This window comes from Dubosiella muris, assembly GCF_004793885.1.
In the GTDB taxonomy this organism is placed as follows: Bacteria; Bacillota_I; Bacilli_A; order Erysipelotrichales; family Erysipelotrichaceae; genus Dubosiella; species Dubosiella muris.
The window spans coordinates 57,133-76,948 of sequence record NZ_SRYG01000012.1 but is presented as its reverse complement, the minus strand read 5'-3'; the positions used below and the strand labels follow the sequence as shown (position 1 = coordinate 76,948).

Annotated in this window: 24 protein-coding genes and 1 tRNA gene; 4 read left to right on the top strand and 21 right to left on the bottom strand. The window is 51.9% G+C overall.

The features are described from left to right. Positions 1 to 7 precede the first annotated feature (7 nt). The 5 genes from E5336_RS06990 to E5336_RS06970 all read right to left on the bottom strand — a co-directional run bounded on the left by E5336_RS06990 (position 8) and on the right by E5336_RS06970 (position 5,070). Complete coding sequence (locus E5336_RS06990; RefSeq protein ID WP_135980390.1) at positions 8 to 1,345, bottom strand: hypothetical protein; 1,338 nt, start codon at positions 1,343 to 1,345, stop codon at positions 8 to 10. A gap of 102 nt (positions 1,346 to 1,447) precedes the next feature. Then, positions 1,448 to 2,239 (bottom strand): SGNH/GDSL hydrolase family protein, encoded by a 792-nt coding sequence (locus E5336_RS06985; RefSeq protein WP_135980389.1) that lies wholly within the window; start codon positions 2,237 to 2,239, stop codon positions 1,448 to 1,450. A gap of 256 nt (positions 2,240 to 2,495) precedes the next feature. Further along, positions 2,496 to 2,702 (bottom strand): helix-turn-helix transcriptional regulator, encoded by a 207-nt coding sequence (locus tag E5336_RS06980; protein WP_135980388.1) that lies wholly within the window; start codon positions 2,700 to 2,702, stop codon positions 2,496 to 2,498. A 49-nt stretch (positions 2,703 to 2,751) separates the two neighbouring features. Next, on the bottom strand, positions 2,752 to 3,918 hold the full coding sequence (locus tag E5336_RS06975; RefSeq protein WP_135980387.1) for a toxic anion resistance protein: 1,167 nt from the start codon (positions 3,916 to 3,918) through the stop codon (positions 2,752 to 2,754). Positions 3,919 to 3,936: 18 nt separating this feature from the next. Next, complete coding sequence (locus E5336_RS06970; RefSeq protein WP_168353586.1) at positions 3,937 to 5,070, bottom strand: 5-bromo-4-chloroindolyl phosphate hydrolysis family protein; 1,134 nt, start codon at positions 5,068 to 5,070, stop codon at positions 3,937 to 3,939. A gap of 125 nt (positions 5,071 to 5,195) precedes the next feature. Here E5336_RS06970 and E5336_RS06965 point away from each other — a divergent pair, with 125 nt between their 5' ends. From E5336_RS06965 to E5336_RS06955, 3 genes are all read left to right on the top strand, one after another. Further along, positions 5,196 to 6,050 carry a serine hydrolase gene (locus E5336_RS06965; protein ID WP_135980385.1) on the top strand — a complete coding sequence of 285 codons (855 nt, stop codon included), beginning with the start codon at positions 5,196 to 5,198 and terminating at the stop codon, positions 6,048 to 6,050. Between the two features lie 78 nt (positions 6,051 to 6,128). Further along, positions 6,129 to 6,368, top strand: coding sequence for a hypothetical protein (locus E5336_RS06960; RefSeq protein WP_135980384.1), 240 nt, complete (start codon positions 6,129 to 6,131; stop codon positions 6,366 to 6,368). A 42-nt stretch (positions 6,369 to 6,410) separates the two neighbouring features. Continuing rightward, a tRNA-Leu gene (locus tag E5336_RS06955) sits at positions 6,411 to 6,494 on the top strand. Between the two features lie 72 nt (positions 6,495 to 6,566). Here E5336_RS06955 and E5336_RS06950 read toward each other — a convergent pair. The 8 genes from E5336_RS06950 to E5336_RS06915 all read right to left on the bottom strand — a co-directional run bounded on the left by E5336_RS06950 (position 6,567) and on the right by E5336_RS06915 (position 12,777). Beyond that, positions 6,567 to 7,133: an IS30 family transposase gene (locus tag E5336_RS06950; RefSeq protein ID WP_135980383.1), complete on the bottom strand. Its 567-nt coding sequence runs from the start codon at positions 7,131 to 7,133 to the stop codon at positions 6,567 to 6,569. A gap of 15 nt (positions 7,134 to 7,148) precedes the next feature. Further along, positions 7,149 to 7,394: a helix-turn-helix domain-containing protein gene (locus E5336_RS06945; protein WP_168353585.1), complete on the bottom strand. Its 246-nt coding sequence runs from the start codon at positions 7,392 to 7,394 to the stop codon at positions 7,149 to 7,151. A gap of 145 nt (positions 7,395 to 7,539) precedes the next feature. Then, entirely contained in the window at positions 7,540 to 8,334 is a 795-nt protein-coding gene (locus E5336_RS06940) for an ABC transporter ATP-binding protein (protein WP_135980381.1), read from the bottom strand. Next, the gene (locus E5336_RS06935; protein ID WP_135980380.1) at positions 8,321 to 9,292 is read right to left on the bottom strand and encodes an ABC transporter permease; all 972 of its coding nucleotides are present in this window, start codon (positions 9,290 to 9,292) and stop codon (positions 8,321 to 8,323) included. Before E5336_RS06935 ends, E5336_RS06940 begins: the two co-directional genes overlap by 14 nt. A 1-nt stretch (position 9,293) precedes the next feature. Beyond that, the gene (locus E5336_RS06930; RefSeq protein WP_277820816.1) at positions 9,294 to 10,268 is read right to left on the bottom strand and encodes an ABC transporter substrate-binding protein; all 975 of its coding nucleotides are present in this window, start codon (positions 10,266 to 10,268) and stop codon (positions 9,294 to 9,296) included. A 101-nt stretch (positions 10,269 to 10,369) separates the two neighbouring features. Next, on the bottom strand, positions 10,370 to 10,927 hold the full coding sequence (locus E5336_RS06925) for a hypothetical protein (protein WP_135980379.1): 558 nt from the start codon (positions 10,925 to 10,927) through the stop codon (positions 10,370 to 10,372). Positions 10,928 to 10,971: 44 nt separating this feature from the next. Further along, positions 10,972 to 12,108: a DUF4317 family protein gene (locus E5336_RS06920; protein WP_135980378.1), complete on the bottom strand. Its 1,137-nt coding sequence runs from the start codon at positions 12,106 to 12,108 to the stop codon at positions 10,972 to 10,974. Between the two features lie 75 nt (positions 12,109 to 12,183). After that, a complete protein-coding gene (locus E5336_RS06915; RefSeq protein WP_135980377.1) occupies positions 12,184 to 12,777 on the bottom strand; it encodes a GNAT family N-acetyltransferase in 594 nt (197 codons plus the stop codon). Positions 12,778 to 12,875: 98 nt separating this feature from the next. Between E5336_RS06915 and E5336_RS06910 the strand changes: the two genes are divergently transcribed. Next, positions 12,876 to 13,940 (top strand): hypothetical protein, encoded by a 1,065-nt coding sequence (locus E5336_RS06910; RefSeq protein ID WP_135980376.1) that lies wholly within the window; start codon positions 12,876 to 12,878, stop codon positions 13,938 to 13,940. Positions 13,941 to 13,980: 40 nt separating this feature from the next. Here E5336_RS06910 and E5336_RS06905 read toward each other — a convergent pair whose 3' ends face one another. From E5336_RS06905 to E5336_RS06870, 8 genes are all read right to left on the bottom strand, one after another. Continuing rightward, complete coding sequence (locus E5336_RS06905) at positions 13,981 to 14,766, bottom strand: metallophosphoesterase (protein WP_168353584.1); 786 nt, start codon at positions 14,764 to 14,766, stop codon at positions 13,981 to 13,983. Further along, complete coding sequence (locus E5336_RS06900; protein ID WP_135980374.1) at positions 14,763 to 15,251, bottom strand: gamma carbonic anhydrase family protein; 489 nt, start codon at positions 15,249 to 15,251, stop codon at positions 14,763 to 14,765. The genes E5336_RS06905 and E5336_RS06900 overlap by 4 nt, the downstream gene beginning before the upstream one ends. A gap of 15 nt (positions 15,252 to 15,266) precedes the next feature. Further along, on the bottom strand, positions 15,267 to 15,974 hold the full coding sequence (locus E5336_RS06895) for a biosynthetic peptidoglycan transglycosylase (protein WP_135980373.1): 708 nt from the start codon (positions 15,972 to 15,974) through the stop codon (positions 15,267 to 15,269). An 80-nt stretch (positions 15,975 to 16,054) separates the two neighbouring features. Further along, positions 16,055 to 17,227, bottom strand: a complete 1,173-nt coding sequence (locus E5336_RS06890) for a sensor histidine kinase (RefSeq protein WP_135980372.1) — start codon at positions 17,225 to 17,227, stop codon at positions 16,055 to 16,057. Beyond that, positions 17,220 to 17,897 (bottom strand): response regulator transcription factor, encoded by a 678-nt coding sequence (locus tag E5336_RS06885; RefSeq protein WP_135980371.1) that lies wholly within the window; start codon positions 17,895 to 17,897, stop codon positions 17,220 to 17,222. The genes E5336_RS06890 and E5336_RS06885 overlap by 8 nt, the downstream gene beginning before the upstream one ends. 37 nt (positions 17,898 to 17,934) lie before the next feature. Next, positions 17,935 to 18,669 carry a hypothetical protein gene (locus E5336_RS06880; protein ID WP_135980370.1) on the bottom strand — a complete coding sequence of 245 codons (735 nt, stop codon included), beginning with the start codon at positions 18,667 to 18,669 and terminating at the stop codon, positions 17,935 to 17,937. A 59-nt stretch (positions 18,670 to 18,728) separates the two neighbouring features. Further along, entirely contained in the window at positions 18,729 to 19,502 is a 774-nt protein-coding gene (gene lgt / locus E5336_RS06875) for a prolipoprotein diacylglyceryl transferase (protein ID WP_135980369.1), read from the bottom strand. 55 nt (positions 19,503 to 19,557) lie between these two features. Then, positions 19,558 to 19,773, bottom strand: coding sequence for a YneF family protein (locus tag E5336_RS06870; protein WP_135980368.1), 216 nt, complete (start codon positions 19,771 to 19,773; stop codon positions 19,558 to 19,560). Positions 19,774 to 19,816 lie beyond the last annotated feature (43 nt).

Below are 19,816 nucleotides of genomic sequence, written 5' to 3'. Positions count from 1 at the left end.
ATTTTTTTTATGGAAGCGTCGCTTGCAGCGCCGCGATCTGCTCGTTTAAATACGCGATGGTTTGGTCGTTGGTCGCGATCATCGCGCCCACGTCCTCTCCGGCCGCCTGCTGGGCTTCCAAATCCGCCTTGTACGTCATGGCGTCGTTGAGCTGCGCATGCAGTTCGTCGATTTGACTTTGAATTCGGGCACGCTGCTCGTTGGCCGCCGCCTGCGCCTCTTGGGCGGCTTGCGACGCCTGATCGAGCTTGGCCTGTTCCTCGGCCGCCAGCGTGTTAAAATTCTTTCCGGCCTGCTCCATGCAAATCTGGTCGATTTTTTGCTGAAGAGCCGCCGACAAGCCATTGAACGCATCCTTGTAGTGCACGATTTGCGCCTTTTCCTCGTCCGGCTTCGTCGACCAGTTTGAAACGAACGCCACCAGCTGCTGGTATTCCGGCTTCGTTTCGTCTTCCTGCGTCGCCTTGAGCGCTTTGAGCGCTTCCAGCTGCTTGACAAAAGAATCGCCCGTCTGTTCTTCGAAATACGTGTTCAGCCGCGTCTTCTGCTTTTCAAGCAGCTCGTTGTACGCCGGCTCATAGTCGATCAGCTCCATCTTTTCCGCATCCGAAAGCATGTCCCACTCGTCGGCGTATTCCACAAGCTTTTGATACGTCTGCTCTTGCGCCTCGGTCGTGATGTTGGCCGGATCGTAAACGACGACTTTGTACGTATACGCTCCCAGCAGCAACGCAAACACCGCGATGCCGGCCAGGAACCATTTGAGGTTTTTGCGAAAAAACGACGGTTCGACCGCTTCCGGTTTCTCTGGCTTTTTCGCTTTCGCCTTTTTTTCCGTTTCGTCTTTCGTCTTGTCCTTCGCCGTTTCCGCTTTTTCCTTTTTGACCGCTTCCGGCGTTTCCTTTTTCTTTTTCGGACGGGCGGACCGCACTTTTTTTAGCGGCTTGCGCTTTGGCGTTTCTTTTTCCGCCTTCTTCGGATCATCCAGTTCGATGGACGAGTAGATCGACTGAATCATCTGCTCGTCGACCCGGGCGTCCTGATGAATCGAATCCGTCGTAAAGTCCTCGACTTCTTCAATATGGGTTCCGTCCTCTTTTTGTTCGCGGCGGTACTTTTCCTCTTCTTCCTCGATTGTCAGCTGTCCCCGCTCTTTGCGCAGCAAATCCAGGGCGCTCGACATCGTCTTTTCGGCACTCTGGCGCTCGACAGGCGTCATCGCGGGCGAAACGTCTTCCCGTTCCGGCTGCGAATCTTTATTGAGAGCCATTTCGGTTTTTTTATTGAGTAACGCTTTAACAAACGCGTCGATTTCCCCATTTTGTTTTGGCTTTTTTTCGCTCATTTTTTTTCCTCCGCTTTATATTTTAGCAAACTCTCGTCCTGATTCCCACTCTCCATCTTGATGAAGTGCACAAAACGTGCCTTTCGACTTGACGCTCGTTTTTCACTCGCTCGCAAAAACCGTCTCCCACATCGTCTTGGAGATGTTGCGCGCCCACGTCCATGTAAAATCCGGCGTGAAATGCACTCCGTCTTCCTGGTAGTTCGAAAGATCGTTTCCGAGCGGATCGTTGTCGACGTAAATCCATCCGCGCCGCTGGCACATTTCCTGCAGCTGGACGTTGTATCTGGCCGCCTTGTCCCAGCGCGGCGAGCGCTCCTTGGCGCTTGGCGTGACGTCGATAATCGAGCAGACGAAAACCTTGGCGTCCGGAACCACCGCAAGCAACTCGTCGATTTTTTGCTCGAACGTTTGCGCGTAGGCATTATCTCCATCCCCGCCTATTTCAAGTCCCATATCGTTGACGCCATACGAAAAAACGAGCCGGGCCGGCCGGGTTTGCTGGATCACGTCTTTATAGTCGGTGCAGTTCAATATCGTATGCCCTGCTTCCGCGTACACAAAATCGGGATCGAGGACGCCATAGCTTTTCAAGCCATAGGCGCGCGAATCGCCAAACAAGGCGTAGTCGTCAAAGGCGGCGATGACGTCGATTGCCCCGCTGTCCATCATCGTTTGCAGCTCCTTTTTCTTTCGTTCCTGAAGCACTTCGGCCATGTTTTCCGGCTTCAGCTGCGTCTGCTTTTGAATGTAGATCCGTCCGGGCATTTCAGGCTGCAAGATCTTGAAAGCGAAAAAGCCGGTCAAAAACACAAAAAAAGCGAATCCCCCCAAAAGAGCGACCTTCCCGCGAAGCGGCAACGCGCGCAAAATCCTTTTCCACTTTTTTTTCATTGTTTCCCTTTGTCCTTTCCATAAAAAAAAGCCTAGATCCAAATCTAAGCGATCGGTTTTGAATCCGCGCCATTCAGCGACTTTCTTCCCGTTTCCGCTTCAAAACCGTTCTGATTTCCCTTGGCGACGTCTTGTCGTTCGGACGTCGTCCAAAACCATTTTACCTTGTTTTACCGGGTTGTCCAGCGTGTTTTCATCCAATTTCAAACCAGAACGCAAGCGTGGACCCGCTCCCGCTTCTTTGGATCCGGATTCGTTAAAAATAAAACAATTCCTCGAATTTTTTATCGAGCGCGATACACAAAATCAAAGCGAGTTTGGCCGTCGGGTTGAATTGACCCGTTTCGATCGAGCTGATCGTGTTGCGGGATACGCCAACCAGCTTTGCCAGCGCGGCTTGCGACAGCTTCTTTTCGCGGCGCGCCTCTTTCAAGCGGTTTTTTAAAGTCAGAGGTTCGTTCATGGTTTCATCATAGCACAAAAGGAAAGCGTCAAAAAAAGAAGATGCGGGTTCATCTTCTTATTTCAAGCATTTTCTTTTTCAGCTGGTTTTCCATATCGAGCATCGTCGACTCCGCCTGAAGGCGCTTTTGCCGGCCTTCCTTTTGGATCTGCATCACTTCGTCGAATGTCTGGATCAGCTTTTCGTTGGTTTGCTGGAGCGTCTCGATGTCGACAATGCCGCGGTTGGTTTCCCTCGCGGTTTCCACCGAAGCCATATGCAGCGATTCGGCGTTCTTTTTGAGCAGCTCGTTGGTCATGTCCGTCACTTCGCGCTGCGCCTTGGCGGCCTGCTTGGCGTGGTTGAGGCCAAACGCGAGCACGAGCTGGTTTTTCCAAAGCGGGATCGTGTTGACAAGCGTGGTCTGGATCTTGTCGATCATGACCGAGTTGGAGCTTTGCAGCATGCGCAGCTGCGGGGCGGTCTGGATCGAAATCATGCGCGACAGCTCCAGATCATACAGCTTTTTCTCAAACCGGTCGACAAAGGAAATCAAATCCTGATACGCCTGCGCGTCTTCCGGAAGCTGCGAGCGTTCGGCTTTTTGCTTGGCTTGCGGCAAATCGGTTTGCTCGGTTTCCTTGAGCTTTTTCTTGCCGGCCAAAATGTACATGGAAAGCTCTTTGAAGTACTGCGCGTTGAGCTGGTACATCTGGTCGAGCATCGCGTTGTCCTTGATGAGCACGATTTGCTGGTTCTCCAGATTTTCGGCGACTTTCGTCACGTTGGTTTCCGCTTTGGCGTAGCGGGCTTTCATCGCTTCCAACTGATTTTTCCCTTTGTTGAAAAAACCAAAAATCCCTTTTTTCTCCTCGGCTTTCGGATCGGTTTCCTTCAGCTCGATCACGACGTTGGCCAGCATGTCGCCCACATCGCCCAAATCTTTGGTTTTGACGCTTTCCAGCGTCTTTTCCGAAAAGTCGGCCAGCTTTTTTTGCGGCGCGCTGCCATACTGAATGATCTGGTTCGTGTCCTTGATGTTGATTTTACTCGCGAAATCCTCGATCATTTTCATTTCCTGCTCGCTGAACTGGGTCGTGTCGATATGGACATCGGCCAGCGGTTCCGCGACTTCCTGCTTGGGCGTGGCCAGCGCAGGCTCCGTCAAAGTCCGGGACACCGGTTCCTGTTCCGGCTCCAGAGTCAGTGAGATCGTTTCTTTGTTTTCTTCTGTCATAAAGAATCCTTTCTATGTTTAGCGGGGAAGCTTGTCTTTGGTCAGGCCTTCCCTTGCCAGCAGCGTTTCCAAAACGGAAATATCCGAGGCGACTTCCATCGAAGTCATTTCAAACAAGTCGTCATACAGCTCGGAAAGCGCGAAATTGAGCGTGTCGAGCGTATTTTCGATATCGCGCTTTGATTTTTGAATGTTGTCGCCCGGATCGGGATAGGCGCTCAGCTCGACATACGTTTCCAGCAGTCGCTCGATCGAAGGCAAATAATGCTTTGTCATATTGCGGGCGTCCTCAGCATCTTCGGGGTGTTCCTGAATAAACACGAGGATGTGCCGGATGTTTTGCTCCAGCGTGTCCAGTTTTTGGCTCACGACCGCGTCTTTGATGAGATCGTTGTAGTGACGGATTCTGGACAGCGTCCGCTCGCCTTCCTGAATCATCGACTGCGCCAGCGGCGTAAGCGGCGTCTCTTCGTCATCAACCGCAGTGTGCGGTAGATCCGGAAGCGTTCCGGCTTCAAACGCCTCGTCGGTGGCGTAAAAAATGTTTTTCTTGCGATCCACGTGACCTTGCAGAAACAGCCGGTCCGCGATCATATCGTGCAAATCGGCGATCGTCGACGCGTCCGTGCCGTAGACCGCCTCGGACAAACTGGAAATCGGCACCATGTCCTGCTTGGAAAGGTTCGAGATATAAATGTGAAACCGTTTCATATAGCTGGACTGCTTTTTCGCGGTATGGGTGCCGGCGATGCCGAAAATGAGCAGGATGAGGCACGGAATCAGCAAAAAGCTCGACCCCGCGATCGCCGGTTTGGCCGTCTGCCAGCCTTCCAGCAAAAGATAGATCAAATCGAAGCCAAGAAAAATCGCCGTGCCGATGCCGCCGATGGCGCGCAAGGCCCGGTATCCGGAGAGCTGGCTCTTGATCTTCTTTTCAATTTTCGTGATTTTCCGAATGTCGTATTTTTGGTTAAGTGTCGCCGACTTGACGGCGGTGGAGTACTGCTTGATTTTGTTGTTGATCATGGATGTGGTGGAATTGACCGTTTTTTCAATCGACCGGTTCAGTTCCGTGAAATCGAGGGTGTCGATCGCGTTTTTCAAGGTGTGGCCGATGTTCTTTCCAAGATCCATCCAATCGTTTTGGCTCATACAAATCACCTCTTTCATAATATATTTGTATTTTACCATAGATGCTTTGAAAATGGGGTTTGTCCGAATGACAACTTGGAAAAAATAAATAGTGGAATCGACTCGAGTATGGTACTCTTAATATTATGAATAAAGAAGAAAAGAAAAAGAAAGTGATCATCCTTTTGGGGATATGGGGCGTGTGCATGCTCGTATGCGTCGTGATCGGCATGAGCCGTTCCACGAAGGCGATCGTGAAAAGGGAAACGGGCAAAAGCGTGATCGCGCAGACGGAAACGGTGGATGCAAAGCCGGAAGAAGCCCCGACGCTGGATTTGTCCGCCCTGCAAAGCAAGCTGAAGGCGTATTTAAAGGAAAACGACATCGGCAGCAAGGATGTCGGCTACTATGTGGAAGATCTGGAAAGCCGGCAGTCTATCGAAAACAACGGAGACGAGCTGTATTTTGCGGCCAGCACATATAAAATCCCGCTGGCGATGGTGTGGTACGACGCCATCAACGCCGGCGATGTCGAGGAAAGCGAGTACCGGGACTTGCTGGAAAACATGATTGTGTACTCGGACAACGACGCGGCTGAATATTTATTCGAGTCGCTGGGCGGCTGGGGCGAGTTCAAAGACGCGATCACGGCGTACGACAAAAAACAAAAGGCGGATTCGGATTATCTGGTTCTCGACAACACGTTCACGCCCGCCAACATGGGACATATCGTCACGTACTTGTACGACCACCAGGAGGAATACGACCATCTCATCAAGGACATGAAAAAATCCATGCCGGGACAGTTTCTGGACCGCAATTTGAACATTTATTTCGCGCAGAAATACGGCTCATACGAAGAAGCGTACAACGCGGCGGGCGTGTCTTTGACCGGGCATCCATACGTCGTGACGATTTACACGGATCTGGGAGATTACGGCGAGAGCGTCATCGGGGATTTGAACGAGATCTGCTACGATTTTTTTAATACAGCGGAATAAAACCGGCTTGTTTGGTCTTTTTACCGGCAAATATTCAAGTTTGGTTTTCAATCAAAAAAAGGATGCTATAATGAAACCATGTTAGATGAAAAAGAACTAATCGAAATTATCGAACCGATCCTCGAAATCCTACGATCTCTGGAAGACCAGCTGGGAACCAGCTTGATGGAAGTGCCTTCCATCCATTTCGTGCGCGACCCGCAGTCGACGGATTTTTTGATTGGCGACCATCGGCTCGACGAGGAGGCTCTCCAGCAAATCGAAGAGTTTCTTCAACAGGAAATCGAGAGTATGTATCATCCAACGATTTTGCATTAATCTCTTGATTTTTTTTATGGTTTCCTGTAACATAATTCGTGCGCGGGCGTGGCGAAATTGGTAGACGCACTAGACTTAGGATCTAGCGCCTTCGGCATGGGGGTTCGAGTCCCTTCGCCCGCACCATTTTGAAGCGGACAAAGCGCAGATGACAACAGCGTGTTGTGGATCTGCGCTTTTTTTTATTGCATCGAATTGTCAAGTATTTTCGTTTGTTCCTCTATCCCATGGATGTCGTGGAAGCGGAAAATAAAATTGGACTTGATTCAGTTCTTCCGTTATATCCGGATGCGCAGTAAACTCTTTTCCTCGATCCGGGGTAATCGTGCAGAGTGGCTCTTCTTTTAGAAGTTGAATGGTCGCTTCTTTTACCAGGGCGCTTTTCTTCTTGGCTATCTTCATGCATTTTAGAAATCTGCTCTTTCTATCAACATATGTCACAAGACAGGCTTTTCCGGTCGCTCCAGCTACTGTATCTCCCTCCCAATCGCCAAGTCGTGAGCGATTATTGGCTTCTTCAGGACGATCTTTTAATTCATTGCTGATCTGGATCTTTCCTCGTTTTTCGACATAGTCCTTCGTATGCCTTGATTTTCCTCTATGTCTTAGCTTTCGAATAGCTCCTCGATTGCCATGAGAGAGATTCTTTTCATCAAACAAGCCGGCATAGATCGCTCTATAGATCGTATTGTGACTGATTGACCAATCCGCTTTTTCGTACTCTAATCTTCCAGCGATTTCTTCAGGGGACCATTGATGATCCAAGAAGCAGTTACGTACTCATTCATAGCGAACAGGGTCATTCAATATTTTCTTTCTTCCACAATGTGTTCGTCTTTTCGAATACTCTGATTGGGCCATCGAAGGACTGTATTTGCCTTGGGAAGCATTTCTTTTCAATTCTCTGGAAATCGTTGATTTATTTCGGTGGAGTATTTTCGCAATCTTACAGATCGAGAAACCTAAGAATGAATATTTTAGTATCTCTTCTCGCTCTTCTATAGTAAAATGAGTGTAGTGGTTCATAGATATGCCCTCCTGATTCATTTGGTTTGGTCACCATTAGTGTATCATGGGTGCTTCTATGTTCCACTTTTTTAGTGTTGAACTTAAAGTGTAAATTCAAGACCTAAAAAGAAAAACAGCGATTGCTTTCTCGCTGTTTCCTTCTCTAAATCAACACGCCCCGGTCGTCCGAAAACTCCTCGCCGGACGCTTCCCGGAACTTTTGGTGCAAATCGTTGACAGTCAGTTTCTTCTTTTCCTCGCCTTTCACGTCGTAAATGATCCGGCCATCGTACATCATGATCAGCCGGTTTCCGATTTGAATGGCGTCGTTCATGTTGTGGGTGATCATCAACGTCGTCAGCTGCTGCTCCTCGACGATTTCCTTCGTCAAATCAAGCACTTTTTTCGCCGTCAAAGGATCGAGGGCCGCTGTATGCTCGTCAAGCAAAAGCAGTTTCGGCCTTTGCAGACTCGCCATCAAAAGCGTCAGCGCCTGTCTCTGCCCTCCCGAAAGCAGCCCCACCTTGCTGGACATCCGATCTTCCAGTCCAAGACCCAGACGTTTCAAATCGTTTCGATACGCGGCCTTTTCCTCTTTCGTGCAGCCCCAGCGCAGCGTCCGCGCCTTGCCGCGCCGTTTGGCCAGCGCCAGGTTTTCGGCAATCTCCATATCGGCCGCCGTCCCCATCAACGGATCCTGGAACACGCGCCCGATCCAGCGAGCCCGCTTGTATTCCGGATCCAAGGAAATGTCTTTTCCATCCAGAACAATGTGTCCGCAGTCGATTGGATACACCCCCGCGATCATATTGAGAAGCGTGGATTTACCCGCGCCGTTGCCGCCGATAACGGTGACGAAATCGCCATCGTCCAGCGTCAGCGAGAGCTGGTCCAGCGCCTTTTTTTCATTGACCGTTCCGGCATTGAACGTCTTGGATACTTTTTTAATGGTCAGCATGGAACGCCTCCTCGATCGCGTCGACTTCCGCGGTCAGTTTTTTGTATCGGGCCTTTTGTTTTGAATTTTCCATCATGATTGGAATCGACAGCGCGATGCCGACAAGAATCGCCGTGAACAGCTTCAAGTTGTCCGCGCTCAATCCAAGCTGGAGCACGATCGCCACGATGATCCGGTACGCGATCGAGCCAATCACAATAGAAGTCAGCCGTCTGGCAAAGCCGCCTTTGCGTCCAAACAGAACCTCGCCAAGCACGATGGACGCCAGCGCCATGACGATCGCACCAATTCCCATCTTGACGTCCGCGTAACCTTGCTGCTGGGCGACAAGCGCGCCGGAAAACGCGTTCAGCGCGTTGGAAAGCATCAAAGCGACCATGATCGTCTTCTTCGTGCTGATACCGTTGGCGCGCACCATATGCTCGTTGTTTCCCGTCGCCCGAATGGCCGAGCCGATTTCCGTCCCGAAAAACCAGTACAAAATTCCGATTACGACGACCGCCAAAACGATTCCAATCAGCAAAACCGTCAAATTGTTCGTCGAGATCCATTTCGATATCGAGCGCGGCAAATGGATGACATCGCTCACATTGGAGAAAATAGTCTTCGTGTTCAGCAGCGGCAAGTTGCTTTTGCCCATAATCATCAAATTAATCGAATACAACCCGATCTGGGTCAGGATTCCCGCCAAAATGGCCGGGATCTTGCAAATCGTGTTCAGAAAACCGGTAACGGCCCCGGAAGCCGCGCCAGCCAGCAGCGCGGCAAACAAGGAAAGGACGGGATCGACCCCGCTGACAATCAAAATCGCGCTAACCGCGCCACCCGTCGCGAAGCTTCCATCCACGGTCAAATCGGCAAAGTCGAGCAGGCGGAACGTGATGTACACGCCAAGGGCCATGATGCCCCATAAAATTCCCTGCCCGATCGCGCCTTCTACGGATAATAAAATCGACATACTACTCAATGATCACCGCGTCGCTTTCCAGCGTTTCCGGAATCTCGATTCCCAGCTTGCCGGCCGTCGTCTTGTTGATTGTCAGTTCGCATTTTTCACCTGGCAAATATTCGATGGCCATCTCCGCGGGATCCTTTTCCCCTTTCAAAATGTCGGCTGCCTGCTTGCCCGCCATTTTTCCTAATTCGAAATAGTCGATTCCATAGGTCGCCAAACCGCCGTTTTGAACCATGCCCTCTTCGCCGACGATCGTCGGGATGCCGTTTTCATTGGCGACTTGCGTCAGACTCGCCATGCCTTCCGCCAGCAAGTTGTCCGTCGGCACGTAAATCGCGTCCACTTTGCCGACAAGGCTTTCCGTCACCTGCTGGATCTGGTTCGAGTCCGTCACGGTCGCTTCCACGACGTCCAAACCAAGCTCTTTCGCTTTTTTCTTCGCCAGATCCGCCTGGAACGCCGAATTGTCTTCCGCGTTGCAGTACATGATCGCGATTGTCTTCGCGTCTGGCACCAGCTGTTTGAGCAAGTCCAGCTGAGCATCCACCGGCGTCAAATCCGACGTGCCCGTCACGTTCGTGTCCGGCTTGTCGTTGGATTTCACCAAACCGCTTGTCGCCGGATCGGTAACCGCGCTAATGACGATCGGAATGTCCTTCGTCTCGTTGGCCGATGCCTGGGCGGCCGGAGTCGCCACGGCGTAAATCAAATCCACATTGTTGTTGACGAACGTATTCGCGATCGTCTTGTTGTTGGACTGGTCGCCCTGGGCGTTTTTGTAGTCAATCGTTACCGTCCCGTCCTCCGCGTCGTATCCGTTTTCCTTCAATCCTTCCACAAATCCCTCGTGGGCGTTGTCAAGAGCCGGATGTTCCGCGTACTGAATAATTCCAACGCTGGCGCCTCCTCCCTTGTCCGAACAGCCTGCAAACGACAGCGCCATCGCCGCGCATGCCAATAGTTTCATTCCATTCTTCATATAGATCTTCCTCTCCTTTTATTTATAATGTTTAATTTTACACTATTTACATCCGAATGAAAAGAATGAAAAAAGGAATGAAAGATTTTTCATTCCCGAAATCAAATGTGTTCAATAATGACTTTCGCCACATACAGCACGGTGGACACGGTCAGGATCGCGACCGCCCGGTTGTACGACTTTTGCTTGCTTTCCAGCATCGCTTTAAGCGAGACGACAACTTGCTCCAGATCGAGGATCATCTTGCGCGCCAGAGCGTTGGCGTTCATGCCCATGACCGCCTCGGTCGTGAACTTAGAACTGTCGAGTTCCTTGTCGCGGTTGCTTGTCGACAGGCGCAGCGTGATAAACGTCGCGATCAGCATCCCGACCAGGGACGTGATCGAGCAGATTTGATACACGCACGTGTGCAGGATCGCCTGGCTCGAGGAAAAATCCCATACTTCCAGCATTTTCTTCCAGTGCATGTCGTTGACAACGACAATCAGCAGCGCCGACATGAACGCGATCAGGATCGACACCTTTTGGAAAATGTCGTCATGCATGCGCAGCAGCCGCTGGTATTGCGTATAGCACACGATGCCAATCACAAAGTACTGAGGATTGATTGGATCGTTTCGTTCCGCTTGCAAGTTTTGTTCGTTGTTTTGGGTTTCCATGCCTTCATTGTAAAAGGCGTGGCGACAAAAAGCATGTTCGATGCTTAAGGTTTCAATTCGATGCCGTTGATTTCAATCGAGTCGTCCATCTCGATCACGAGGCATTTTCGCCCGTTCAGCGTTTCCATTTTCACTTTCGTGTCGCCGCCATTTTTGACATTGATCGAAACATCCGGCACTTTGATCGCCATCCGGTTCAAATCGGTCATGTTGACCGCCTTAATGGGCTGGTCGTTGAGCACCTTGGCGTACACGTCGTCGAAATGGGACATCGACACCTCGTCCGCGCCGGAAACCTCCAGCAGGCGACGGACGTTTCCTTTCGAGTACGTCAGCTCGCTTTCGTCTTCCTCGCTTTCCTGGATCGCGTCGTAAATGTTCTCGTGAATAGCGGTCAACACGTCACAGCTGAGCCGATCCTCGAACATCCCGATCAGCATTTGCGAAAATCCGCTTTCCTCGTCGAGAGGCGAAAGCGGGAACGCGCAGTCAAGCACATCCTCGATAAAAAAGGGATTGAGCGACTTGACGTTTTTGGCGTGGTACAGCACGTGGTTGACATCGGCGGCCCGCTCCGAAAAACACGGGTATAAAATCGCGTCCTCGGGCGTCGGTTTGATTTCCATCTCCGAGTTCACCTTGCGCTCGACCTCGTTGGTGTCACGGTTGAAAAACAAACCAATGTTCGTCTGCTGGGCCGGCGTCACGGAAACGAGGATAAAATCGTATTTGTAGCCGTCCTCGTAGCTGGCTTCCAGATTTTTGGATTTAAGAGGAACCGAATATTCCCCGTACGCCACCGTGATGAACACATGGTTGGCATAATGTCCGTTTTCAAGGATGTCGTCGACGAATTCCCGGAACAGCGACTCGTCTTCCAGCTTGGAGCTGACAAGCGCGTACAGCTTTTCCTGCGCCGGATTTTTCTCGCCGTTCTCCCGCGGGAACCGAAACTGGAGCAAGTTTTTTCCCAGCTGTCCCGCCAGACTTTTTTTCATAATATTCAAATACAAGGTTCCCTCTTCTTCCGAAAGCAAGGTGAAATCCTTGATATCGTAGGAGAGCACCTTTTTCTCTTCCGAAGAAATGGAAGCATACGCGCTCGCGATGCGCGGAATGTACAACGCGTCGTTTTCCCATTTGATTTGCCGCTTGAGCTCGTTTAGTTCTTTTTTATTCATATTCCATCCTCCCTGAAAATCGCATGCCACACAGCACCCTGCATCTTACCATATTTCCACGGCAATTTCGACGACTCATTGTTTGGGGTCGTAGATCATGTCGTAGATCGCCACCCCTTCGCGCAACGTCCGGGTTCTTCGCAAGACGAACCCTAAATGCAAATATTTGTCCCGTTTGACACGCTCGTCCGTTTCCAAAATGCACACGCATCCCCGGCGCCGGGCTTCCGCTTTCGCGAATGCGATCATTTCGCTCATCAAATGCTCGCCCCAGTGCTCCGAGCGGACGGCCAGCAGTTCTATGTGGATGAACGGAATCTTTTTTTTGCGCAGCTCGACTTCCTGGCAGATGCCCGCTTCGGTACCGCGCTCGATTTGCCGGTATACGCGGGCGGGCCCGACGATCCACAGCATTCCCCACAACAAACGGAAATACTGCAAGATCGGGGTCATCGACGACTCATTGGAAATCATCATGTAGGCCCGCTCGTCCAATGAGTAAATTTCGCAATACGTTTTCATGACGGACGTCGTCAGCAGCAAATACCGCTCGATCATTTGCTCGTCTTGAAACCCGTCGAAAGAAGCCGACGGGTTGGGATACCATGCGAACGCGCGCGCGATGGCCAGCATTTCCTGCTCTGTCAAATTCGCTTTCCTTTTTATCATGCTTTTATCGTACACAATGGATGGACAATGCACAACAAAAGCTTTTTAGAAATACGCCCCGTATAATGAAATAGAAACCCAAAAACAAAGGAGGAACCATGAACAAATCCAAAAAATGGCTCGTTTCCTTGTGCGCCGCCGTCGCTTTGTCGTTTTCTCCAGTCACCTTGCGCGCGGCAGAAGAGACGAGTACCAACACCGAACCGACGCTGTATAAAACCGTCGACGAGCAAAAAAACGCCTTATCCGCCTATCCGTCCGTGATTCGCGCCGGATTTGACGCCAACCAGAGCCAGACCGATCAGGGCACGTATGTGATTCCCGGCTTGATCGAGACGCAAACGCTGGACAAAACCGGAAAAGTCGCCGAGTGCGACGAGATGACGCCCCAGGGTGTCACCATCGCGGACGACTATATTTTGATTAGCGCCTATTGCCACAAGCACGAGCACAACACCGTTTTATACGTCCTTTCCCGCGACGACCACAAGTATTTGAAAACGATTGTCCTCGAAAACCGGCCGCATGCCGGCAGTATCGCTTACGACACGCTCAACCGGAACGTGTGGATCGCCACCAAAGACGAAAAGACAAAAAAAGGCAGTGTTTCCTTCATTAAGCTGGCCAACATGGACAACTATGATTTCGAACACGACCATAAAGCGCTGAAATACGACTATTCCATCGAAACGCCGCAGTTGAAAGACGACTCGTTTTTAACGTATGCCGACTCGAAGCTGTACTGCGGCTACTTCACGAAAGACGAAGGCAGTGTAAAAGTGTACGATTTCGATATCGACCCGGCTTCCGGCAAGCTGGATACGACACGCCGCCACGTCGCCAAAGCGTATGGCTACGACAACATCGGCGACAACTGCCAGGGCATCGCGATGGACGACCACTTCATTTATCTGGCCGCCAGCGACGGTCCCAGCATGCAGTCGACCTTGAGCGTGTTCAAACGGGGCGAAACCTCGCTGTTAAACTCCAACGCGCAAAAAATCATCACCTTGCCGCCTCGGCTTGAGCAAATCTATCCGGATGGAAACGGCGGTCTGCTCACGTTGTACGAATCCGCGGCCAGCGCGTACCGGAACGAAGGCAGCGATCACATCGACCGCGTATTGACGATGAACATCCAGGATATGCTCGCCAGCAAATAGAAAACATCTAAAGCAAAAAAAGATCTCATCGAGATCTTTTTTATTTTGGCATTAACGTCACAAACAACAGCTCTTTCGGATTGTTGAACCGGGGCAGCTTGACCGTATTGGACAAACCAGCGCTAATCAGCCAGTGTCCCTTGTTGGTTTTTCGCATGCCGCGCGTGTAGGGGGGAAAAAGTCCCTGCCCGGGCGCGAACAAGCCCCAGTCAAACAGCCGACACTGCCCGCCGTGGGCGTGCCCGGACAAAATAAGATCCAGCGGACCAATTCCCGCATCCGACAGGATCCGGCCGGCGACATATTCCGGATGGTGAACCATGAGAATTTTTACGCCCGGCTTTCTGGAAAACGCGGCGCACCAGTTCCAGTCGGCTTTCGTGCTCAAACCGCCAATTCGAATCGGTCTTCCCTTCCAGTCCATTTCCAAATCGCTGTTGTCTACGATTCGCACACCCCACTGCCGCAGTCTGGCGCGGTCTTCCTCCTGGATGTACTTTTCATGGTTCCCAAGCGAATAAAAAGTCGGCGCGATGGCGACGCATCGCTGAAAGAACCGCATTCCGCCATCCGGCAACCCTTCTTTCGATATAAACCAGTATAAAATATGATGCGGTTTCTCGATTTTGCGACGCTTCAGCCGGCGCTGGCCGTTTCGGGTGTGCCGCTCCAGCATGTCGCCCGTGCATAAAATCACGTCCGGCTTTTCTTTTTCAAGCGCCGCGAGCACCTCCTCATACGCGTGCTCGTGCAAATCGGACACATGGGCAATCCGGATCGGCTGCGCAAGACCTTGGACGTCGACCGCGTACCTTCGTTGCTTCATGCCCATTTCCCGGCTTTGTATTCGGCGGCCAGCGCCACGTATTCGGCGGCGTTTTGGCGATTGGCCTCGATTTCCTCCTCGGTCAGCGGCCGCACCGCCCGGGCCGGACTGCCCATAATCAGCATTCCTTCCTCAAAGCGCTTTCCGCTGGTCACAAGCGAACCGGCGCCCACGATTGAGTTTTTGCCAATGTCCGCGCCGTTGAGCACGATCGCCCCCATGCCAATCAGCGTGTTTTTATGAACATGGCACCCATGCAAAATCGCCCCGTGCCCAATCGTGCACCCTTCCTCCACGATCGTGTCGTAATGCGCGTCGGTATGAAGGACGCAGCGGTCCTGAATGTTCGTGTTCTTTCCAATGCGGATGTTGGCGTGCTCGCTTCGAATGACCGTTTGAAACCACACGCTCGCGCCGCTTTCAATTTCGACGTGGCCTTTCACGCAGGCGTCGGGCGCGATCCACGCGTTCGTATTGATATGCATTTCGTTTCCTTCTTTCTAAAAGACGGGTGTTTCATACAAGGCGTCGGCTTGCGCCTCGCTCAAATAGCCGTTGTCGACCATCGTGTCCAGCACGACGCGCTGCCGGCGTTTGGCCGCGTCGTAATGGTCGCTTAGCTGAAAGTTGGCCGGCGACTGCGGAATGCCCGCCAGCAAAGTGCATTGCGCCTCGCTCAGCGCGGCCGGCTCTTTCCAGAAATAGCCGTTCGCCGCCTCTTTGATTCCCGTATATCCATCGCCATAATTAATAATATTGACGTACAAAGCCAAAATCTGCTCTTTTGTGCAGTCGCGTTCCAAATCTTTGGCTAAAAAGATTTCCGCCACTTTCCGCGTCACGCTGGACGTGAACATGCCGTACATGTTTTTGACGGTTTGCTGGGTGATGGTCGACCCGCCGCTTTGCACAAACACGTCTGGAAAAACCTGGGACAGCAGCGCGCGGACGATTCCGATGTAGTCAACGCCGCCATGTTCGAAAAACCGCCGGTCCTCGACGGATACAGTCGCGTTGATCAAGGTGGCGGGAAGCTGCTCGTACGGAACGAAATCCGGCGAGGCTTCGATTTGCGCCACCATCGCCTGTACCGGCGTTTGGGCGGTCAAATCTTTATAACGCCGATAGCCGGCGGTTCCCACGATCGCGACGATGGCGACTAGCGCGACCAAAAGAAAAACAAAAATCGAACGGAACAATTTTTTCATTGCGTCCAGGATCCCCGAAGATCCCGTTCCTCCTTTCTTGTCTGTTTCGGTAGTTTTACCTTATCACGTTCCCCGCGTTTCTATCGAACATTCTTGTAAGATTTTCCCCGGACGGAAAACGTGATCGCGCCCGTCTGGCACGTCACGCTCAACGCCAGCTTGTTCCGGCTGGCGATCTCCATTGCGATCGACAAGCCCAGTCCGTAGCTTCCGTCTTTTTTCCGCGATGGATCCGCTTTGTAGAAGCGGTCAAACACATGCGCCATTTGCTCCGGTGTCAGTGTGCCCGGGTTTTCCACATCCAGCTGGAAGCGGTGGTCCTTTCGCTTCAACCGAATGGACACGACGCCCTGGTCGGGCGCGTATTTCACGGCGTTGTCCACAAGCAGCGCCACAAGCCGATGGGCGTCTTCCGGTTCGCAAAACGCCAGGACATTCGATTCGATGTCTTCCTCGATCAAAACCCGATGGGCGTACGCGCGCTCGTACGCTTCCAGCGCGATGGTCTGACACAAATTCGAGAGATCGACTGGCTCCGGTTTGGCTTGCGGCAGCGCGTCGTAGCGGGCGAGCGCGAGCAAATCATAAATAAGGCGCTGCATCCGCAACGCTTCCTCGTGGAGCGAATGCAGCCACGCGTTTTCGGGATCGCCGGCTTGCAGCAGCTCGCAGTCCGCCAAAATAATCGTCAAAGGCGTTTTCAACTCATGGGAAGCGTCCGCGATAAACCGCTTATGGGCGTCCCACGCTTCTTGGACCGGCCGCACGATCCAGCGGCTCATGGCCCACACGGCCGCGAAAAGAACGGCCATCGTACCGAAAAATAAAACAACGCTGCGCGAAATCAGGTTTTGGTATTGGGCGTGCAAAACGGAAGCGTCCACCAGTCCGGCGATGTAGCCTTGCCGCGTTCTTTGTTTTTCCAAGTATACCCCATCTTTTCTTTCCACGCTATTGTAGGGCATGTCGTCGGTCATTTGACGCAGCGACTCGACGTCGTATAGCGTGTTGCGCCGATCCCCGAGCAGGACATACGAATCGCTTGGGGCGTCGTACAGCAGCGTATACGACGGAAGCGCGGGCACTTGTGCGGACGATCCTGTCGCTTCCAGACACCACGACAACGCGCGTCGGATTTCGTCTTCGTTGCGGACAGCGGTTTGCTCGCACAACAAAAAAAGAACGACAAACAAAAGAGCGCCTAAAAAAAACATCGTCATCCATATGAACTTTTTTTGCAGCTGCTTAATCATGGCTATCCTCCAGCCGATAGCCAAGCTTTCGAATCGTGCAAATTTTCACTGTGGTTCCCAGATAGGCGAGCTTCTTGCGCAAAAACGAAACAAACACTTCGACGTTGTTGTCCATCGCCTCGCTTTCGCTTCCCCACACCCAGGTAATCAAGTCCTCTTTGGAAAACGTTCGTCCCGCCTCCATCATGAGCCGCCGCATGATTTCAAATTCCTTATGACCCAGATGGACGCTTCGTCCGTCGCACGACAAGTTTTGCTGGCCCAGATCAAGCGCGAGATCGCCAAACCGTAAATGGTCGAGAACGACTTCCCCTTTGCGCCGGGTCAAGGCTTTCGCCCTCGCCAGCAGCTCCCGTGTGGAAAAAGGCTTGCTCATGTAATCGTCCGCGCCCGCATCGAGCCCGTCGACTTTGTCTTCGATTTCGCCTTTGGCCGACAACATGAGCACAGGCGTCTGCCGGCCCGAGGCACGCAGGCGGCGAAGTACGTCCAAACCGGAGCAGCCGGGCAGCATCCAGTCCAAAACAATCAAGTCGAACTCGTATGTTCGCAAATAGTCGAGTGCCTCTTTTCCATCCAGCGCGATCTCAACGCGGTCTTTTTGCTGGTGAAACATTTCCGCTATGGCTTGCGCCAGACGGGCTTCATCTTCGACAATCAATATGTACATCGTTGCACCTCCTTAAAAAAGAAAAGCGTTTGAGCACTCAAACGCCGGATTGGAAAAACCGCTGCGGATCCCAAATCACATTCATCAACACGCCAAGCATCGTCCCCGCCAGGCTCATCGCTAAAAACGCCAGCATGAGCGCGGCAAGCCAGGAGCCAAACAAGCCGAACGCCCAGACACCGACAGCGACGAACGCCTCCGCGGCAAACGCCGCCAAAAAAAGCCGGATATTCTTTTTCGCCAATAGAAACGCCCCGACGGCGGCGACGGCCAGCGACACCCCCGGATGGCCAAGCCCGATCATATACACGGAAACCGCGATTTGCACGCCCAGCCAAAGCTTCTGCTCGAAATCGACCGGTTTTTGGACACTCAACCCGTCAAACCATGAAAAGCGCCCGCCAAAAGGAACCCAGAGCAGCCGCGCAAGCGGAATAAGCGCCAACCCCCAGGAAAGCGAAAACAACGCGCCTTTCCATCCCGCCAAGCCAAGCAAGGCGGCCAAAATCGCGAAAAGAAACAAATCCGTCGTTTGCCTCAAGCGGCTGTCCAGCTGTTTCGCTCTGGACAAAGACGATTCGAAACCGTCCTGCGCCCGCCCTTTTCCAATCGTCCAGACACTGGAAAACACCAGTCCGATCGCGGCGGCCAGCGGTTCGATGACGATGCTTTGCACCGGCGAGCTGGAGAGCAGCAGCGCGACGCTGCCAACCCAAAGCGCGATGACGATAAAACGAAGTGCGAGTTGTAGTACGATTTCCCATTGATTCATGATTTGTATATCCCCTTTTTTTCTATTCTAGCACGAAGCGAAAAAAAACGCTTCAAAACTTACTTGTTTCGAAGCGCTTTTTGCCGTCGCGGCAAATACACGAGCAACGCCGCCGCCAGGGCGAACATAATCAAAGAAATGATTTGCGAAGTCGACAGTCCTTCCAAGCCGCTGCGAATGAGATCCCCGCGGTAAAACTCGATCACGAACCGGCCGATGCAGTACAGCATCAAATACCAAACCGCCACCTCGCCTTCGAACATGTCTTTCTTTTTCTTCACCAGAAAGAGCAGGAAGAAAAACAGCGCGAAATCAAAAAGCGAGCACAGCAGCTGGGTTGGAACGAGCGGGATGCCCGCCGGCGCCAGCGAACCTTCCGGAAACACGACGCCCCACCAGCCATGCGTTTCGACTCCGTAGCAGCATCCGGCAAAGAAGCATCCAAGCCGGCCAAACCCTTGCGCGAGGGCGACCGAAGGAATGATGAGGTCGACTTGCTGCCAGAAATCCATGTGGTGGATCCGGCAATACACATAGCCGCCAATCAATCCGCCAATGATGCCGCCCCAAACGACCCAGCCGTCCAAAAGATTCGATACGACGGATGGATCTTTCAAAATATCCTGGATCCTTGTTAGAAAATACAGGCATTTGGAGCCGACGAAGCCTGAAATCACAAAGCAGAAAGCGAGCGAATCCAGATGCGACACGTCGACACCTAGTTTTTTTCCCCGCCTTTCCGTGACGATGTACGCGGCGATGATGCCAATCGCGACAAACAGACCATACGTGTGGATCGTCACCGGACCAATGGAAAATAAATCGTTGTACATGTTCCCTCCTTTAAAAAGAAAAAGTGCTCACGCACTTTTGATTATGAATAGACGTTTATCGGTTGGAATTGACCGATTTCATGATCTGACGAATTTGTGCCTCGCTTGGCTTGCGCCCCATCTGCAAAAACATCGCACGAATCATCTTCTCGTTGATCGGTGGGTTTTCCTTGAGTTCCTTTTCGAACTTTTTACGCGTGAAATAGAACGTCAGGATACCGCCAATCAGTGCTCCAACTAAAGTAAACCCTACGGAAGCCCAGAAATTCATTTTGTTACCCCATTTCTCTAATAGGGATTTTACTCTATTTAAT

Excerpts from the sequence above, each read along its gene's own strand:
- E5336_RS06910 (WP_135980376.1), top strand. The coding sequence starts at position 12,876 with ATGAACAAATCCAAAAAATGGCTCGTTTCCTTGTGCGCCGCCGTCGCT.
- E5336_RS06920 (WP_135980378.1), bottom strand. The coding sequence starts at position 12,108 with ATGAATAAAAAAGAACTAAACGAGCTCAAGCGGCAAATCAAATGGGAA.
- E5336_RS06965 (WP_135980385.1), top strand. The coding sequence starts at position 5,196 with ATGAATAAAGAAGAAAAGAAAAAGAAAGTGATCATCCTTTTGGGGATA.
- E5336_RS06960 (WP_135980384.1), top strand. The coding sequence starts at position 6,129 with ATGTTAGATGAAAAAGAACTAATCGAAATTATCGAACCGATCCTCGAA.
- E5336_RS06980 (WP_135980388.1), bottom strand. The coding sequence starts at position 2,702 with ATGAACGAACCTCTGACTTTAAAAAACCGCTTGAAAGAGGCGCGCCGC.
- E5336_RS06905 (WP_168353584.1), bottom strand. The coding sequence starts at position 14,766 with ATGAAGCAACGAAGGTACGCGGTCGACGTCCAAGGTCTTGCGCAGCCG.
- E5336_RS06945 (WP_168353585.1), bottom strand. The coding sequence starts at position 7,394 with ATGAACCACTACACTCATTTTACTATAGAAGAGCGAGAAGAGATACTA.
- E5336_RS06935 (WP_135980380.1), bottom strand. The coding sequence starts at position 9,292 with ATGTCGATTTTATTATCCGTAGAAGGCGCGATCGGGCAGGGAATTTTA.
- E5336_RS06915 (WP_135980377.1), bottom strand. The coding sequence starts at position 12,777 with ATGATAAAAAGGAAAGCGAATTTGACAGAGCAGGAAATGCTGGCCATC.
- E5336_RS06930 (WP_277820816.1), bottom strand. The coding sequence starts at position 10,268 with ATGAAGAATGGAATGAAACTATTGGCATGCGCGGCGATGGCGCTGTCG.
- E5336_RS06900 (WP_135980374.1), bottom strand. The coding sequence starts at position 15,251 with ATGCATATCAATACGAACGCGTGGATCGCGCCCGACGCCTGCGTGAAA.
- E5336_RS06990 (WP_135980390.1), bottom strand. The coding sequence starts at position 1,345 with ATGAGCGAAAAAAAGCCAAAACAAAATGGGGAAATCGACGCGTTTGTT.
- E5336_RS06970 (WP_168353586.1), bottom strand. The coding sequence starts at position 5,070 with ATGAGCCAAAACGATTGGATGGATCTTGGAAAGAACATCGGCCACACC.
- E5336_RS06885 (WP_135980371.1), bottom strand. The coding sequence starts at position 17,897 with ATGTACATATTGATTGTCGAAGATGAAGCCCGTCTGGCGCAAGCCATA.
- E5336_RS06925 (WP_135980379.1), bottom strand. The coding sequence starts at position 10,927 with ATGGAAACCCAAAACAACGAACAAAACTTGCAAGCGGAACGAAACGAT.
- E5336_RS06895 (WP_135980373.1), bottom strand. The coding sequence starts at position 15,974 with ATGAAAAAATTGTTCCGTTCGATTTTTGTTTTTCTTTTGGTCGCGCTA.
- E5336_RS06940 (WP_135980381.1), bottom strand. The coding sequence starts at position 8,334 with ATGCTGACCATTAAAAAAGTATCCAAGACGTTCAATGCCGGAACGGTC.
- lgt (WP_135980369.1), bottom strand. The coding sequence starts at position 19,502 with ATGTACAACGATTTATTTTCCATTGGTCCGGTGACGATCCACACGTAT.
- E5336_RS06975 (WP_135980387.1), bottom strand. The coding sequence starts at position 3,918 with ATGACAGAAGAAAACAAAGAAACGATCTCACTGACTCTGGAGCCGGAA.
- E5336_RS06985 (WP_135980389.1), bottom strand. The coding sequence starts at position 2,239 with ATGAAAAAAAAGTGGAAAAGGATTTTGCGCGCGTTGCCGCTTCGCGGG.
- E5336_RS06880 (WP_135980370.1), bottom strand. The coding sequence starts at position 18,669 with ATGAATCAATGGGAAATCGTACTACAACTCGCACTTCGTTTTATCGTC.
- E5336_RS06890 (WP_135980372.1), bottom strand. The coding sequence starts at position 17,227 with ATGATTAAGCAGCTGCAAAAAAAGTTCATATGGATGACGATGTTTTTT.
- E5336_RS06870 (WP_135980368.1), bottom strand. The coding sequence starts at position 19,773 with ATGAATTTCTGGGCTTCCGTAGGGTTTACTTTAGTTGGAGCACTGATT.